At 56.8% G+C, this 16,298-nt stretch carries 11 protein-coding genes; 8 read left to right on the top strand and 3 right to left on the bottom strand.

The annotated features are described in order from the left end of the window. The first annotated feature begins 32 nt into the window (after nucleotides 1-32). From Mal15_RS14285 to Mal15_RS14250, 8 genes are all read left to right on the top strand, one after another. Nucleotides 33-1,268 (top strand): DUF1559 domain-containing protein, encoded by a 1,236-nt coding sequence (locus Mal15_RS14285; RefSeq protein ID WP_147868390.1) that lies wholly within the window; start codon nucleotides 33-35, stop codon nucleotides 1,266-1,268. Between the two features lie 44 nt (nucleotides 1,269-1,312). Then, nucleotides 1,313-1,495 carry a hypothetical protein gene (locus Mal15_RS14280; RefSeq protein ID WP_147868389.1) on the top strand — a complete coding sequence of 61 codons (183 nt, stop codon included), beginning with the start codon at nucleotides 1,313-1,315 and terminating at the stop codon, nucleotides 1,493-1,495. Between the two features lie 266 nt (nucleotides 1,496-1,761). Beyond that, nucleotides 1,762-2,622, top strand: a complete 861-nt coding sequence (locus Mal15_RS14275) for a carbon-nitrogen hydrolase family protein (RefSeq protein WP_199773868.1) — start codon at nucleotides 1,762-1,764, stop codon at nucleotides 2,620-2,622. An 11-nt stretch (nucleotides 2,623-2,633) separates the two neighbouring features. Then, nucleotides 2,634-4,640: a polysaccharide deacetylase family protein gene (locus Mal15_RS14270; RefSeq protein WP_167546813.1), complete on the top strand. Its 2,007-nt coding sequence runs from the start codon at nucleotides 2,634-2,636 to the stop codon at nucleotides 4,638-4,640. A gap of 28 nt (nucleotides 4,641-4,668) precedes the next feature. Further along, nucleotides 4,669-5,826: a hypothetical protein gene (locus Mal15_RS14265; protein ID WP_233903444.1), complete on the top strand. Its 1,158-nt coding sequence runs from the start codon at nucleotides 4,669-4,671 to the stop codon at nucleotides 5,824-5,826. Between the two features lie 29 nt (nucleotides 5,827-5,855). Beyond that, nucleotides 5,856-8,594: a CehA/McbA family metallohydrolase gene (locus tag Mal15_RS14260; protein ID WP_147868386.1), complete on the top strand. Its 2,739-nt coding sequence runs from the start codon at nucleotides 5,856-5,858 to the stop codon at nucleotides 8,592-8,594. Continuing rightward, nucleotides 8,587-11,220, top strand: a complete 2,634-nt coding sequence (locus tag Mal15_RS14255; RefSeq protein ID WP_147868385.1) for a CehA/McbA family metallohydrolase — start codon at nucleotides 8,587-8,589, stop codon at nucleotides 11,218-11,220. The genes Mal15_RS14260 and Mal15_RS14255 overlap by 8 nt, the downstream gene beginning before the upstream one ends. Next, complete coding sequence (locus Mal15_RS14250; protein WP_147868384.1) at nucleotides 11,217-12,272, top strand: hypothetical protein; 1,056 nt, start codon at nucleotides 11,217-11,219, stop codon at nucleotides 12,270-12,272. Before Mal15_RS14255 ends, Mal15_RS14250 begins: the two co-directional genes overlap by 4 nt. A 577-nt stretch (nucleotides 12,273-12,849) precedes the next feature. On the opposite strand, the gene Mal15_RS14245 is transcribed toward Mal15_RS14250, so the two are convergent. The 3 genes from Mal15_RS14245 to Mal15_RS14235 all read right to left on the bottom strand — a co-directional run bounded on the left by Mal15_RS14245 (nucleotide 12,850) and on the right by Mal15_RS14235 (nucleotide 16,266). After that, a complete protein-coding gene (locus Mal15_RS14245; protein WP_147868383.1) occupies nucleotides 12,850-13,062 on the bottom strand; it encodes a hypothetical protein in 213 nt (70 codons plus the stop codon). A gap of 391 nt (nucleotides 13,063-13,453) precedes the next feature. Then, nucleotides 13,454-14,698, bottom strand: coding sequence for a reverse transcriptase domain-containing protein (locus tag Mal15_RS14240; RefSeq protein ID WP_147868382.1), 1,245 nt, complete (start codon nucleotides 14,696-14,698; stop codon nucleotides 13,454-13,456). Continuing rightward, the gene (locus Mal15_RS14235; protein ID WP_147868381.1) at nucleotides 14,695-16,266 is read right to left on the bottom strand and encodes a hypothetical protein; all 1,572 of its coding nucleotides are present in this window, start codon (nucleotides 16,264-16,266) and stop codon (nucleotides 14,695-14,697) included. Before Mal15_RS14235 ends, Mal15_RS14240 begins: the two co-directional genes overlap by 4 nt. Nucleotides 16,267-16,298: the final 32 nt, after the last annotated feature.

Genomic DNA, 16,298 nt, shown 5'->3' with positions numbered 1-16,298 from the left:
AGGCTTACATTCCTGATGTGTAGGAGTCTTCCATGTCGTACCGCAAGCATTCACGCGGATTTACCCTCGTCGAACTCCTGGTCGTGATTGCCATCATCGGCATCTTGGTCGGGTTGTTGCTTCCCGCCGTTCAAGCCGCCCGCGAAGCAGCCCGACGTATGAGTTGCAGCAACAACTTCAAGCAAATTGGCTTAGCACTCCACAACTACCACTCGGCCTACATGCAACTGCCGACACACGGTACGGGAACAGGCCTTGCGCCGGGTGCCGGCGGCTGGGGCGATCCCACGCCGATCGAAGGCGCATCGCACCAACGGCTGAGCATGCTGGTCGGCTTGCTGCCGTTTTTTGAGCAGCAAGCACTTTGGGATCAGATCGCAAACCCCAACACCGACTTCATCACCACGCCTCCCGTTTCCGGGCGGTGGAACCCCATGGGACCGGTGCCACAGGATGAATTCGACTACATCCCTTGGATGACCGAAATCCCAACGCTGCGTTGCCCCAGCGACCCCGGCGTCGGTGCCCCTGCACAAGGTCGCACCAACTATGGTGCGTGCATGGGAGATTCCTGCCACTCCGGTCTGGCACATGGTTGGAGCAATTGGACTCTCTCGGGCATTGACTCCTTTATGGCGCCCTTTGTGCGAGCAGCGGATCGGGGCACCTTCGCATTCCGTCGCGCTACCAAATTCCGCGACATTCTGGACGGCCTTTCCAACACGATTGCGATGGGAGAAATCGTGACCGAGCTGGGTGACCGCGACATTCGTGGTGCGGTCTCGTTGGGCAATGGCGAAGACAACTTCGCCATCGGCAGCAATATGCCGCAGGCGAATCCCATGCACTGCTCCGACACCGGCCAGATCAGCCCCGACCGGCCGAGGTTCTGGTCCCGCGGTAGCGACGGCGGAACGCCTCCTCCGTTTCTGGTGTCCGGCTACCCCGTGACCCGTGGAATGATGTGGGCCAGCTATCTGCCTTCGGTCCAACAAGTCATGACCATCTTGCCTCCCAACCGCGAACTCTGCGGCCCGAACTTGTTGGTTGTCCCCGGTGTTTACGGCCCCAGCAGCCAGCACCAAGGTGGATGCCACATCTTGATGGGCGACGGTGCGGTGAAGTTCATCACCGACTCGATCGAAGCGGGCACGCCCAACGCGCCGGTCATCAGTCAGCCAAACGTCCCGGGCAGCCAAAGTCCGTACGGTCTGTGGGGAGCACTCGGAACACGAGCGTCCCGCGAGGTCATCGATGAAGCACTGTAGGAAATGTTCACGACTACCCGTCTCCAATCTCCAAACCGATCACCATGCTAAAACCGTTCATTCTTGCCATCGCATTCGCTTTCATCTTGATCACCATCGGATGCGATGACGGTTCAAACCGAATTGTTGAACAACCAGATCCAGAAATGTTGAAAGCCAAAAAGCAAGCGTTTGCGGACTTTCAATCGCAGATGCAAAACCAATCCAAGTTGCCCGGCCAACGATAGTCGCAAAGGCCGGGTTTCGTCGTCCCATGCCATGTCGTTTCGATCGTTGACGCGATTCCTCAGGCGATCGAGATGACGGCACAGTTCCCCTAACAACACGGAGTCGTCTCGCGATGAGCGACCGACGTCATTTTTTAAAGCTTGTGGGTACCACAGGCGGCCTCGTTGCCGGCCAAGCCATGATTCGGGCCGGCGGGCCCGAGAATCACTCGACGGAGTCTAAATCGAATCCGTCCGCGTCAGCCAACTTCCTAAGAGTTGCGTTGATGCAAGCGATCCCGGCCGGTAATGACCAAGAGCGAAATCTGCAAATCGCGGAATCGTTCTGTCGACAGGCCGCGGATCGGGGATCCGACATCTTGCTGATGCCCGAGATGTGGAACATCGGCTATCGTGGCTTTACCGACTTTGATCAACAGACCGTGTCGGCATGGCGTCAGCAGGCCACACCGGTTGATGGAGCGTGGGTCGGCCGATTGCGGGAATTGGCAAAGGAATTGGATCTCGCGATCGCCGCAACCTATTTGCAGCGGTATCACCCCCACCCGCGCAACGCCGTCAGTTTGATCGATCGTCACGGCGAAATTGTATTGACGTATGGCAAGGTGCACACGTGCGATTTCGCTTTCGAAGCGGCGTTGACGCCCGGTACAGAATGGCAAGTGGTCGATCTGGACACAAAGCACGGAAGCGTTTGCGTGGGAGCGATGATCTGTTTTGATCGCGAGTTCCCAGAAAGCGCTCGCAGCTTGATGCTTGCGGGTGCAGAAGTGGTGTTGACCCCCAACGCCTGTCTGCTGGACTCACTACGTCTAGCTCAATTTCAAGTGCGGGCCTACGAAAACTCCACGGCGATGGTCATGACGAACTATCCGGCGCCGCAGAACAACGGCTGCTCGGTCGCCTTCGACGCTGCGGGAACCCAAATCGTCAAAGCCGGTGAAGCACAAGGGCTGCACTACGCCGACATCGATCTCGCCTCGCTACGTTTTTACCGAGAGCGAAGTCTGTGGGGAAATGCCTGGCGCCGCCCCCATCGCTATGACGTGTTGACGCAAGCTGCCGATCGTGGCGTGTTTCAACGCGAGGATGCTTTCGGAAACCCGTTCGAACCATCATCCCGGTAATCATGGATCCTATGTTTCACTTATCGAATCCGATTTTACGAAAGATCAGCGTCGGACTGCTGGCACTGGTTACGATCCGCTGTTCCGGACAAGAAAACGGTTCGGATCAGCGAATGCAGATCGTGACCATTCAGTTTCAAGATCAAGCGTCCGCCGATCGGGCAGAGATCAAAATCGAACCGCTCTTTGACGGCCACTACCGTGCCGTCTCGTGTCGCTGGGATGACAATTGGACCAGTGACAACGTCAAGACACGCGAATTGATGCAGGAATACGGTATTCGCGGGACCTTTTATCTGAACGACCGTGAGTTTTCGCCGGAGAATCGTCCCGCCGACTACTTGCCCGTCGCAAAGCAACTGTTGGAAGGCGGAAACAGTATCGGTGGACACTCGCTGACCCATCCCTTCGTAACCTACTTTCACAGTCACCGAATGTTCCAAGAGATGTCTGGAGTCCGAATCGCATGGGAATCGATGCTGGACCGCCCGGTCACTTCCTACGCTTACTCGTTTGTCGACATCCGTCCCGGCCCCGAAGACAAAGCGGTCACCTTGCGGACGCTGGATTCATTGGAACGAGCCGGGTTTTACCACCTTGCGGAATACGTCAGCTTCTTTAGCGACATCGACCTACAGCATGAACTTAGCCCGATCATGCCGCCGGAGAACCAAACCTTGGAAACGTTCCAGACCGCCATCCAATGGGCTTACAACGATAAAACGCTGACCGAACACTATCCGATGATCAGCAATTCGATGCACGCTTGGTACGGCACACAGCGGTCCGAATACGGGTACGACGAGTTGCGAAAACGATTCGATCTGTTGGTTGGACTGGAAGACGTCTGGCATTGCAATCAAAACCAGTACGGATCGTATCGGCGACAGTACCGCGACGCAAAGCTGATCCAAGTGCGGCGATCGGGCAACACGGTCCACGTCGCTGTCACGCGTCCAAGTGTGCTGGCCGTCAACGACGACACGCCGCTGACGCTGTCGATTAACGGTGTCGGGGCCGAAACAGTTCTTTCCGTTGACTGCAACGATGCGAAGGTCGTGATGTCCGATCGCAAGTTGGATGATCGCTGCCTGTTTCACTTGGGGCACCCCAACGACGATCGACTTCCAACCAAAATCGGCCACATCGCCAATCCAGACAATCAGCCGAACGAAAGCGAACTGGAGCCGGATCCCGATTTTCCTCAGATCAACGGCGTGCTGTATGCACAGAATCAATCGCTGAAATTGTCACTCAAGTGCGCAGGCAACCACCGATTGGATCGATTGCGTGTGGCCTGGCGCGTCCCGATCGGGTACCAGGTCACGGCCCCCATCCAACACGCTCAAGGGAATGATCTTCAGTCGCTTTCGTTAAGCCAAGAGTTGCAGTTGTCACCACAGCATGACCAACGCTGGGGCCAGGAACACTTTGCCGCCCAAATGGATTTCTTGCTTGATGGACAACCGGGGCGAATTCATTTGACGTGCCAGCGTCCGGGAGAGACGCCCGATGAATCACTGCCCAAAGACGGCTTTGCAATTCTTGGCCCGATCCCCAATGACCAATTCGATGTCGAACGGCTCGTCACAATGGCTCAGCAACTACCTTCCGCAGAAAGCTGGGAGGTGTCGGCCGGATCGTCGTTTTCATGGCGGACGAAAGCGCGCGATGGTTACGTCAATCACGATTGGTTGAACCCCGAATATGTTCGGACGATGGGCACTTGGGACGCGAGTTCACAGGGTTATGTCCTTCGCAGCACCGTCCATTCGCCCAAAAAGCGTCAGGCCGCCGTGTTGACCAGCCATCCCGGCGTCAGAACGGTTTTGGTCAATGGCCAGAAAGTTAACGCGGATAATCTTGTCGAACTGCAGGAAGGCGAAAACAAGATTGTCATCATCTACCCCGGCTGCACGCTGGGGGTCGGCACCCAACGACTGACCGCCTGCTTCGTCCGTCTGTCGGATGTCAGAACCGGGAAACGTTTGCGCGACATTCGATACAAAGCTTACTAACGAGCAGAAACAACAACGAGATCGGAGAATGAACCTCTTTGCAACCATGCGAAACATCCTTGCCTTTTGCTGCCTGTGCGTGGCGTCCCCAGTGACTTCGTTTGCGGAAAAGCCAGAACTTTGGCTGGGACACTACAACCCGGAAAACCTTGGAGATCCCCAGCAGGATTGGAAACAGGCGAGCCGAGCGATTGATGGAATTGAGTTCTACATCAACATGATCGCATACAAGGTCCCGCCACAGAATCTGGTCGACTTTTGCAAATCGCTGCGAAAAGAAGGCATCGAAGTTGGGGTCAGCGGCGGCTACTTTGATTGGGTGGCGATTCCGGATCAGTTCTTGGAACCTTCGCCAGAGACTCCCATCCGGGAACGAGAGCGGATGGTCGTGCAGGCCGGCATCGGCGCCGAAACAGCACGCGTCGAGATGAAAAAGCTGGAAAACCTGATCACCGCAGCCGACGGGATCGACGTTATCGCCTTGGACGGCCCGATTCGGCGTTTGCTGTATCCTGGGGCCGACCTGGGACGTACGTCTCCCGTCGGAGAATCCAAGGGAATGGCGGACGTCGGCCCGGCGGTCGACGAAATCATTCGCTACATGCTGGTCTGGCGTGAAGCACATCCCCAGGTGCGTTTTGTCGCCTTGACCAACTTTCCCAACTGGGGCTGGGATGGAGAGATTGCCTATTGGGGCAGCGGTCCCAAGGGCATGTACTGGGGCGACTTCCGCCCCGCAATCGAACTTCTGATCCGACGCTGCAAGGAAACCGGCGTGCCCCTGGAAGGCGTCCGCGTGGACCATCCCTTCGAGTTCGCGACGGGCGAATTCAGTTTGCAAGGCACGAAGTGGCCTGAACCGGTGAAAGACCCCGCCGCCGTCGATTGGTTGCCGCGGATTCTGCATTTGGAAAACATCGTCCGTTCGGCAGGACTGAAGTTCGAATTGATTGTCAATTCCGAATACGGTGGCGCGACGTCAAACGAAGCCTTCGCCAAACGATCGCTTGAATACCTGGACCTGTACCATCGTCACGGCGGGCGCCCGGATCGCTACATCCTGGAAGGTTGGTACCGTTTCCCCGATCGCTTGGGGCCGGATAGCGAGCCGTTCACGCTTAGCCATACGGCGGTCGAATTCGCCGACCGAATCCAACAGCGGAATCAATCCGACGAGACGAAATGACAGCACCACCGATGACAAGATCGAATGTCATGAATGACTGCTGCCGGGCCGGCGTGCTGGTGATACTGGTCGCGGCTGCTGGGATTCAGTCCCATGCGCACGAAGGGCATCACGATGACCGATTCGCAACCAGTCAGCCGTCGTCGAATCCGTCTTCCAGCCCGCAAGCGGTCACGGAAGCACGACACGCTTTCGACCTGTTGACTTCGCTGGTCGCCAAATGGCCGACAACAGTGAAAGACGACTTGATTCGACAAGCCTATCTGGAACATCAATTCATCCACGACGATCCCAATGCGGTCAAGATCGAACGCCTTCGCCAACTGCGGCAGCAGACGATGAATCAACTCGCGTCGCTGTTGCCAACGGTGACGATCGTCCTGTCCGACCAGGGAGCGACACTTGCCGATCCCCAGCAACAGCTACAGCTTAGCCGTGGACTGGAATCTCCATTGCTTTGCCGAGTGATCAATCAATCGGACCAGCGGCGCGCCGTCCGAATTGCCGCCATTCGTCCGCAACTGGTTCCTGCGGAAACGGGTCTACCCGATAGCACTCGTGTCGCGGCAGGCTCCGAAACCTGGTTCCTGAGTTCGCTGAAAGTCCCTCCAGAATCAGAAGCCCCGGAGCGGATGACGCTTCAATTGGAATCACAACCGGACGTCGTCTCCAACGTCTCGATTCCCGTCCGAGTGACGGCTCCGGCAACCTTCCAAATCGAACTGTCCGAACAAGGAAGTCCGGTGGCCGGACGAGTCACGGTTCAGTGCAGTGATGGCGTGTGCCGCCTGGCCGGCGAACATGCCGATAACTCCACGCTAACAGAAAAACCAATCATCTACCCGCCGATCGGCACATCACAACGTTTGCCGTTCGTCTACAGCGATGGCCCGTTTACGGTTTCGGTTCCGGCCGGAAAAACGATTGTCACGGTAGAACGCGGATTCGAACACCGCCGGCGGACGGTCGAAGTGATGTTGAAACCTGGCCAGTCGAAACAGCTGGAACTGTCCTGTGAGCGTTTGGTCGACATGGCCGCCGACGGATGGATTTCCGGTGACACGCACGTGCATTGGGTGACGAACGCATGGAACGTCGACGAACCACTGCAATTGCTTTCGATGGTTCAGCGCGCCGAGGACCTCCGCGTCGCGAATAATCTGACCTTGCTGCAACGCTATGCGAATCAAGCGTTCATCAAACCCTCGCAGGCTGCGATGGGGCTGGTCAAGGGATTCAGCGACTCCTCCTTTCACCTGCAGATGGGTGAAGAGTATCGCAACGAAGACCTGTACGGGCACCTGTGCTTCTTGAACATTGACTGGCTGGTGCAACCGATCGGCACCGGATCGATCATTGCCGGCCCCGACGCACTGGACTACCCGATCAATCGCACGGCGATCGATGCGTGTCGCGGGCAAGGCGGAATCAGCATCGAAGCACATGGAACGGGTGGCAATAAAGACGTTCCAGTCAACGTGATTCACAACCTGTCCGATTCGCTGGATCAAATGGAGCCGGAACTCTACTATCGTCTGCTGGATTGCGGCTTTCGAATTCCTTTGACCAACGGCAGCGATCATCCGGCACGTCCGTTGGGAATCGCCCGCGCCTATGTCAAAGTCGACGGGCAATTCTCCTACGACCGCTGGATCGAAGGGATTCGCCGCGGAAGAACGTTCACGACGTCCGGACCGCTGCTGTTCCTGACCGTCAACGAAGCGGAAATTGGAGACCAGATCCACGCCGGCCCCACCCAGCGACTGCGAATCCGGGCCAAAGTCGTCTCGCGTGACCGGGTCGGCACCTTTCAAGTGCTTTCCAATGAAGAGGTCCTCGCGGAAATGGTCGTCGACGCAACAACCGCGGAGATTGACCTTGAGATCCCGGCACAAGAAAGTCGCTGGATCGTGGGGCGATGCAGCAACCGATCGGATGGCCGCTCGGATTTCGGGTTCGGGAAATTCAATGCGATCACCGGACCCGGCGTCGCCCATACCAGCCCGGTCTACGTGCAAGTCGATGGTACTCCACGATTCAATCCGGAAGCGGCGCAGTACTGGATCCGACGCATGCGGGAACACTCCGGCAAGATCTCGGTGCGGGGTCGCTTTGCGAACGACACACAGCGGCAAGAGGCGGTCGGATACATCCAACAGGGCATCAAGATGTTTCGACAATTGCCCAGCCAACTGGCGAGCGCTCGAAGCAGCGACGAAGACTGGCGTGCCGCGAAGAAACGGATTGCCAATGTGCTGCGTCGGTTCGGAGCTCCCGAAGTCGTCGCTCCGATATTGGACGCGCTGGCGGACGCGAAATCCCCGCTCCAGATTCGCAAAGCGGTCGAACCACTGGTGCTCCTTTCCGCGTCCTTGAACCCCGAGTCTCGGGTCAAGATTTCGGCAACGCAAAATTCGATTGAAGTCCTGCAAGGGCGTCCCCAACGCTTTCTTGTTTCGGTCGAAAACACCGCCGGTTCGACAGCCCCCTTGCAGATCCAAGCGATCGACATCGCCAGCGACCCTCCCGCGGAAGCAACATGGTGCGACGTCCAAATCATCGACAGTCCATTTACGTCTGCTTTTTTGACCGGCGCACAGCAGGAATACAAGGTCGTCGAACTCCTGGTGCGCGAAGGCGGACTGAAGGAAGTCCGGCTGACCGCAAACGTGGGCCAAGGCACACAGGACCTTGGTTTCCGAGCCACCGCGGACCTGTTGATTGATTCAAACCCAGGCACTAAAGCAACAGAAGAATCGAATGAGTAGACTGCTGATCGGATTGTTGACGCTGGGAGTTTTCTGCCCGGCATTGATCGCACAAGAAGCGGCGGCGTTACCGAACATTCCCCGGCAACCCATGCTGGCGCAAGTTCATCGGTTGATCGAAGCGATGGATGTGGTCGGAAATCCATTTGACGCCGAAACCATCGACCGCCTGACGGCGCTAAAGTCGCTGCCGGATGACCAGCAGGTTGTGGCGGAGGTTCAGCAGCTGCTGGATCCGTATTGTTTGGCGATCGTCGACGTTCAACCCGAAGGTGCGCCCAAGGTTCGACCGGGCTCCGCAAAGCGGGAACTGTTGGAACAGGGTTGGCGGACGTTTCTGGTCAAAGTCATCAATACGCCCCGACGCACCAACCGTTTGCTGATTGAAAGCCCCAATGCGCGTCCGTTGCCCCACGCACCGGCGGATGAAATCCCCTCTCGCTGGATGCAGATCTCGTCCTTTGACGGACAACCGATGCGTCCCGATCTAAGCGGTCTGCCACTGGAATACCGCATCGTCCAGGTCTACAGCCGCGATGTGGGGACCAAGAATGCTGCGTTGGAATTCACCGTCAGCAGCGGCCCTGGCGATGACGGGGAATTGTTTCGCGAATGGCGTTTCGACAAAGACACCGACGGGTGGCACGCGATGAACCAATGCGAAATCAAAGCGGAAAACGGGTCGCTGCAATTCCAATCGACTGGTGAAGACCCATTCATGGGCGCCGAGGTGGAAGGACGCGGCGGACCGTTGATCCTTCGGTTCTGGGCCAACTGTGAAGAAGGCGGCATCGGACAACTGTTCTGGTGGACGAAGGATCTGCCACAGGCGACCGGCGATCGACAGACGAACTTTGTGATTCACAAGGGCAAGGACCATTTGTACGAAATTCCCTTCCACGTCGATGGCACCCTGGCGGGAGTGCGACTGGATCCACTGGTCCGACCGGGAAACGTTCGCATCGACTGGATCTACCTCTATGCAGCGACGCGATCGGAGAACTGGGCCAAGCTGGATGTCGACTTCGACTGCGTTCCCGCGACGCAAGTGACGTTTCGCGTTTTTGATGCGGAGGGGAAACCGGGATTCGGCAAGTTTGAGATCCGGGACAACAAGGGACGAATTTATCCGGCACAATCCAAACGTCTCGCTCCCGATTTTTTCTTCCAGCGGCATATCTACCGAGGCGACCAGGAGACGATTCAGCTACCGCCGGGTGAATACTCGATCGTCTGCTCCCGAGGCCCGGAAACAATTCCCGAATCGAAGACGCTGACCGTCGGCGAAGAACCGGTGCAGTTTCACTACCGCGTGAAACGCTGGATCGATCCTGCAAAAGTGGGCTGGTGGTCGGGAGACCATCACATTCACGCCGCCGGATGCCTGCACTACGAGAATCCGACCCAGGGCGTTCAACCCAACGACATGATCCGTCACATCATGGGAGAGGACCTGAAGGTGGGATGTTGCCTGACGTGGGGCCCCTGCTTCGACTATCAGAAGCGATTCTTCACAGGCGAAGTCGCTGAACAATCAAGGTATCCCTATACGTTGCGTTATGACGTCGAAGTGTCCGGTTTTGGTTCCCACATGTCCGGTCATTTGAATCTGTTGAATCTGAAGCAACAGATTTATCCGGGCGGTGAGTCAAAAGATCACTGGCCGACATTGGGATTGAACACGCTGCGATGGGCCAAGCGGCAAGGCGCCGTCTGCGGACCCGCCCATTCTTCCATCGGCCTCAGTCGCTTCATCGGACGTGTACCGAACACCGCGGACAAGGACGGACCACATGGGTTGCCCAATTTTAAGATCCCGGCATACGACGGGATCGGTGCGAACGAGTTCGTGGTGGACGTGACGCACCAGGTTCCAGGCCCAGATGGCCAACCCGTCCAAGCCGTCGACTTCATTTCGGCAATGAACACCGAACGCGTCGCGGAGTGGAACATGTGGTATCACGTGCTGAATTGCGGCATCCGGGTGGCAGCCAGCGGCGAAACCGACTTTCCGTGCATGAGTGGCGAACGGGTCGGCATCGGACGGGTGTATGCCCATGTGGACCGGGAGTTGACGTTTGCCAAGTGGGTGCAGTCCATTGCCGATGGGCGCAGCTACGTCAGTGACGGCAATTGTCACTTGATGAACTATGAAGCAACCCGAACCAGCACCAACCAAACCCTAGGTGTGGGACAGGATGGCGGCGAACTGCAAGTCGATTCGGGTGACTCCGTCCGTCTGTCCGTCACCGCCGCCGCACGTCTGCCTGGGTCGCCTGAGGTTCCGATCGAATTGATCGTCAACGGGTATCCCGCACAGCAACAACTCCTCCGTGCTGACGGCAGCCTGCAAGAGATACTGTTTGAAGCTGAAATCCAAAAAAGCCAATGGGTGGCCATTCGAGTTTTCCCGCACGCGCACACCAACCCGATTTACGTGGTCTGTGACGGCAAGCCGATTCGCGGCCCCATCGACAGCATCCGTTGGTGCCTGGCGGGTGTCGATCAATGCTGGAAATCGAAACAACCCACGTACGCAGAAGCGGAGCAGCAAGAAGCGCAAGCTGCGTATGAACATGCCAGGACGTTCTATCGCCGGCTGCTGGAAGAGGCGCCGTCCCAATGACACCAGAACGATGTCTGAGGCTGGTTTGGATTCAAAGGATTGCGTTTCCAGCGGCGATGCAATTCCTGTCTGGCCTAGCCGCCGCCCTGTTTCTCGCCACGGCACCGACCGCGCGAGCACAAACCGCCCTGCCCATCGAATCGCCATCCTTCGCAGGGGTAATTCACGACAATGAATCGAATCGGTGTCGGCAAGGCAGCGGGTTCTCACCGCTTGTTTTGAGAGACATTTCCGATCACAACCTGTTCCGAGATGATGCCGTCGGTCTAAACTTCGAACACATCTTCAACGGTGCAAAAGATCAGCATCGCATCTCGATGTTCACGCCGCGTCAGGATCCGTGCGAACTCACTCGTGTCGATCATCGCACGTATAAACTGCACTGGCCGAGCGCGGGGTCGCAGTGGGGGTTGCAGGCTGAAATGGTCTACGATCTGTCTCAGCCGAACCAGATCGACCTGCACTTCAGCTGCACACCCACACGCGACCTGTTCCCACAAGGTTACGCAGCGATGATGTGGGCGTCCTACATCAATCGCGCCTTGGATCGGAGGATTCATTTTTGGGGAACAGAAGCAGACCGGACCGGATGGGTTGCATTTGGCGGAACGGTCGGCGACACACTCGAACTGGGCACCGTGTCCTGTGCCGGTGTCGATGCGTTGCCGTTTGAGCAGGGTGCCCAGGCACTAAACGTGAATGAGAATCCACGTAAAAAGTTCATCGCCCCCTTCTACTATGGTGTGATCGATGCCGACCGATCCTCCGAAACGGACCACGACCGACTGCTTTACCTGATGCTGTTCGATCAAACCGATTCGATTCGTTTCGCGATGTGGAACTTTTTTCGCAACCGGCAGGGGGAACACGACACGCACAGCCCGGCTTGGGATTGGCAGTACGTGATCCGCGATCCGATCATTGGACAGCGATACGGGTATCGCGCGCGAGTGATCGTCAAACCATTCTCCGGCCGGGAACAGGTGCTGAAGGAGTACCAGCGTTGGGCAAGGGACTTGGGGAAAGACCTGCCAGAAGTCAAACGCGAATGAACCAATGGATCACGTCTCGTCGTTGGCAAAACTGAAGTCGAACGATGTTGCTCGCAGTAGCGTACGTCGTTGCAACCCGCGTCCCAAACTCACCAACCACGACTTCCGCATCAATGAAAAAAAGCCACTTGCCGCGAGTGGGCAAGTGGCCAGAAGATGGAGGCGGGGGGGGTCCAGTTGGACCCACTTTTTTCGCCATTTCTTACGAATGCAACTCCCTGTTTTCACGACACTTAGGTCCTTATCGGAATATACAGAGGTTTGTGTTGCAGGCCGTTGAGTCGGACTGCGAATCGGACTATTTATCGGACTGCTCGTGACCCCAAAATGGCGATCAGTCGGGTGGGCAAGTCCGAGCGTTCAACTCTACTCCTCGCAATGTCACGAGGCTCTCGCCAGGCTTGATCTTGGTGGCAAGCAGCTTCGCAACGTCAGGTTTCATTTCTCGATCTTCATCAGGCCGGTGTCCAGTGTCTTCGCGTTGCTGCCATGCGAGAGTCTCGACGATCGGGCAGGCGACAGCCACGAGCTCCTGCACGGTCTGATCAAGGGACAGTGGACTTCGGACAACATGGGCTCACGAAGATACCGACAACGTCTGATGGGTTAGTTCCACATCCACGTCCCATCCGTTGTTGAGTTCGTATCGGATCATCTCATCGGCGAGCCGGACCAACTGAAGCCCCACAGCTCGCAAAGAAACCATTCGATTGATTGTTAGACTCTCAGCCATCAACGCCTCCGCGTCGGCTGCGGCCTGCGCAAACTGATTCCCAGTTGGTTCGACCATCACTGCTCTCCCAAGTTCGGTTGTGTTTGTGTCTGCGCAACCGTAACCCTTACCAGCTAAGCCGGAGCCAGGACTAGAGTTGCATTTTGCAGACCGGGAGCCCGGACTGCCGCACGGAAACATTCCGAACGGCAGCCACAATTCAGTTGCCACACTGATAGCCGTTTTTACTGAACTGGATTCGGGCTTACTCTTGGTTCATTTCCTCATACGCGGATTCCTGTGTCGGACGGATCGCACCGGGTGTCTCTGCTTCGCTGCGGAATAACTCTCCCGCCTACCCTCGCCGATTGCGAGAGGCTGGTTGTGCGGTAGCACAAGCATGTTGAAGTAGAAACCAGATACTCAGTAGGAAGAACCAACAGAGCAATGGTTATCGAGCTGGCAAACATCAGCGAGCTTCCTCCAGTTCTCGGTGCCACGAACTCCTCGCACGAGCAGCTATTTCGAGCATGCTCTTGTGGGTGACGTTGCGGAAACCGGCATGGCGCGCCATATCAACCACTCGATCAACAACTTCTTGTTCTACGTTTCTCGTGAGAGCAGGCCCTTGTGCCTGAAGCCACCCAGTGCAGCGTCGAAGTGCGTTCTCCGCTGGAAGTGGCGCTTCATTGGCAACCTGAAGTCCAATGGTCAGAGTCTCGAAGGCAGATTCCGGTATGGAGAAGGTCAGGAGACCATTCTGCCAGCGCGGTATCAGTCCCAGGAACACCTTGTTGTGTTCTGGGTCTCTGAGGTCCTGTGGTTGGCCATCTTCCCCTTTCAGTTGGAAGCTAGCTGTTTCGAGAACCTCACTTGCCAGTGAGAGGGTTCTGACGCCCTCACTTACGTCCGAGCATAGATACGCGAGATTGTCCACGTATCTGAAACTCGGCGTGTTTCTCGCCCGGTCGGCCATGACCAGGTCGAGAACGTGATGGAGTAACAAGTCCATCGCGGTCGGGCTATACGGCGATCCTTGGGGTAACCCGATCCCAGTGCCGAGGGAATCGTTCCCCCGGATGATTCGTTGAATGACTTCCAATAAACGCTGCTTCTGAATGTGATGTCGATGCCATGCCATCACGTCGTCGAGTCGCGCGTAGTCGAAACACTTTCTGATGTCGTCTGTGGCAAACACGTAGCGGCGCTGTTCCTGGATCGTCCAGTGCAATCTGGCAAAGATTTGCCGGGGACTGAGGGCGATCATCCGTTCATTCCAGAATGGCTTGAGGCAATTCAGCAGCGCTTTGGCCACAGTGCGGTCAATGAACCGAAACAGCGCAAGGTCTCGTGTGCCACCAGCATTCTTGGCAACAGTGCAAATCTTTGGTTCGTAAGGCTGGTAGCTGCCGTCAATGAGTGTTTCCGTGACCTTACGAAGAATCGGCCGGAGTTCGTTCTCCGAGAAGTGCGCAGGGCGAAACCCATCGGTACCAGCTCCGTGGCCGCCATCTTCTTCGAGTCGTTTGAACGCGAGGTAAAGGTTGTCCGCCGCTGCGAACTTAGAGATTTTGAAATTGGCGGGATTCTTGACGTAGTACCCGGCGCTCTCGGAGGCAAACCATCGGTCACGTGCATTGGTTCGCGAGCGGCGTCCTTTCGGCAGTCGGTAACGTGCGTAGGCGAGGGCCGGATTTCCACTTTCCGTTGTCATTGGGAACCTCCTTCATCACGAAGGAAACGCTCAATGCGTCCGATGGGAGTTGGAGTGCCGACACGGAAAACGTCGCGGGCTTCGAGGTGACGAAAGCGACGCATGCTCCACTGTCTCGCAGCCGGAGCGAATTTGTCGAGAAAATCGACAATCAGCATCGGGCGGTCCGGGTCGGATTGGCTGAACATCCAAGAGGCCGGAATGGCTGCTACTGAGGTTCCGCCACTGGCCCAGATCACGACATCAGAATGGTTGCCACCGAACGACTTTGCTTCTTCCGCTACCACAATCTGTTGGTCACCAGGCAACCACCGTTTGGAGTCCGTCTTGATGCGACGACGAATCTGCGGTGAGATGTCATGCAAATTATTGTTGTTTTCGGCGATGATGGGCCAGTCGGGCAGCCGTTTGCCGAGCTGAATGGCGTGGTCGAGCCGGTCAACCGCGATCGTGACGTTGAGTTGGTCTCGACAGCGATCATCCAACCACCGGCGGATGTCGCGGAACCTTGAGTTGTTCAAAGGGCTTCCGAAACGGAGCGCCTTGGCGAGGCGGCAAATCGTGGCGTTGCGAGCATGGTGATGCGTGTATGCAGCCAGTGAGTTGACTGAGGCCGCCGGTCGTCTGCCGGGCACGGTGGGCTTCATCAAGACTGCGCTTCGAGGAGCATCCCCACCCTGGCGGACTATCGCGTAATGGACTGGTCGCCGGACTCGCTCTCGGCTCATCAGGTCGATTTGACTGAACCCGAAGACCTGGTGCAGCCGCGCTTGCTCGTATGGTTTCAACTCGCGATTTGCATCAACGAAGCCAAACAGCCGGAATCGAGCATCGACCTGGACCAACACATTCTGCATCGTCGCATGCGTGCAGTGCAGAGCGTCCAGGAGCAGCACAATGTCGCACTTTTCTGAATCAAGATCAGCAGATGCGATTGGCGTGCTGAGCAGCAACTTCGGAAAGTCTTCATCATCCGGGGGAGAAAACTGCTCACCGTCCGAAACGAGTGCAATCTGCTCAACAGACGATGTCATGCGCAGACTCAGTAGCTTCGGGATTTCTGCTTGAATTTGCCTTAGTGCTTGTACTCGCCCCAGAATCAGGATTCGACTGGACGGGAACGCAGCTCGCACATCAGCCACGACCTCGGCTGGACTGCAAGAGCGCGGCATGCGAATTAGACCACGTGGGTGGTCCGATAGAAATCGTGGCAAGGCTCGGTACGACAAGCGATCCAACGCAGAAGGATCAGGAAGCACGGCGATTCGAGTGTGGCATCGTCCTTGTAGGTTGATTTCGCACTTGTTTGCCAGGTAGTCGAGCAATTCGATCATACCTGCGTTGGCGACACGGTCATCGAGTTCAATGCCACCGCTCCGCACCACAACCTGTCCTCGGAGTAGCGATTCCCGAATCTGCTCGACGTTGTAGCCGTGGTCAGGATCGCTGGTTGCGACGCGCTTGCGAGCACTTGCATATGACCCCAAGAGTCCGAATGCGTCATCGTCCAGCGAGATCACATGGCCGTCGCGGAAGTATTCCAGAGTGGAAGGTGAAGTGAGCTGCATTCGGCTTCGCCAATTCTGCTATTCGGTAAATT

It is taken from the genome of Stieleria maiorica, from assembly GCF_008035925.1.
Lineage (GTDB): Bacteria > Planctomycetota > Planctomycetia > Pirellulales > Pirellulaceae > Stieleria > Stieleria maiorica.
The sequence above is the reverse complement of the archived record's forward strand: the minus strand, read 5'-3'. Positions and strand labels throughout refer to the sequence as shown.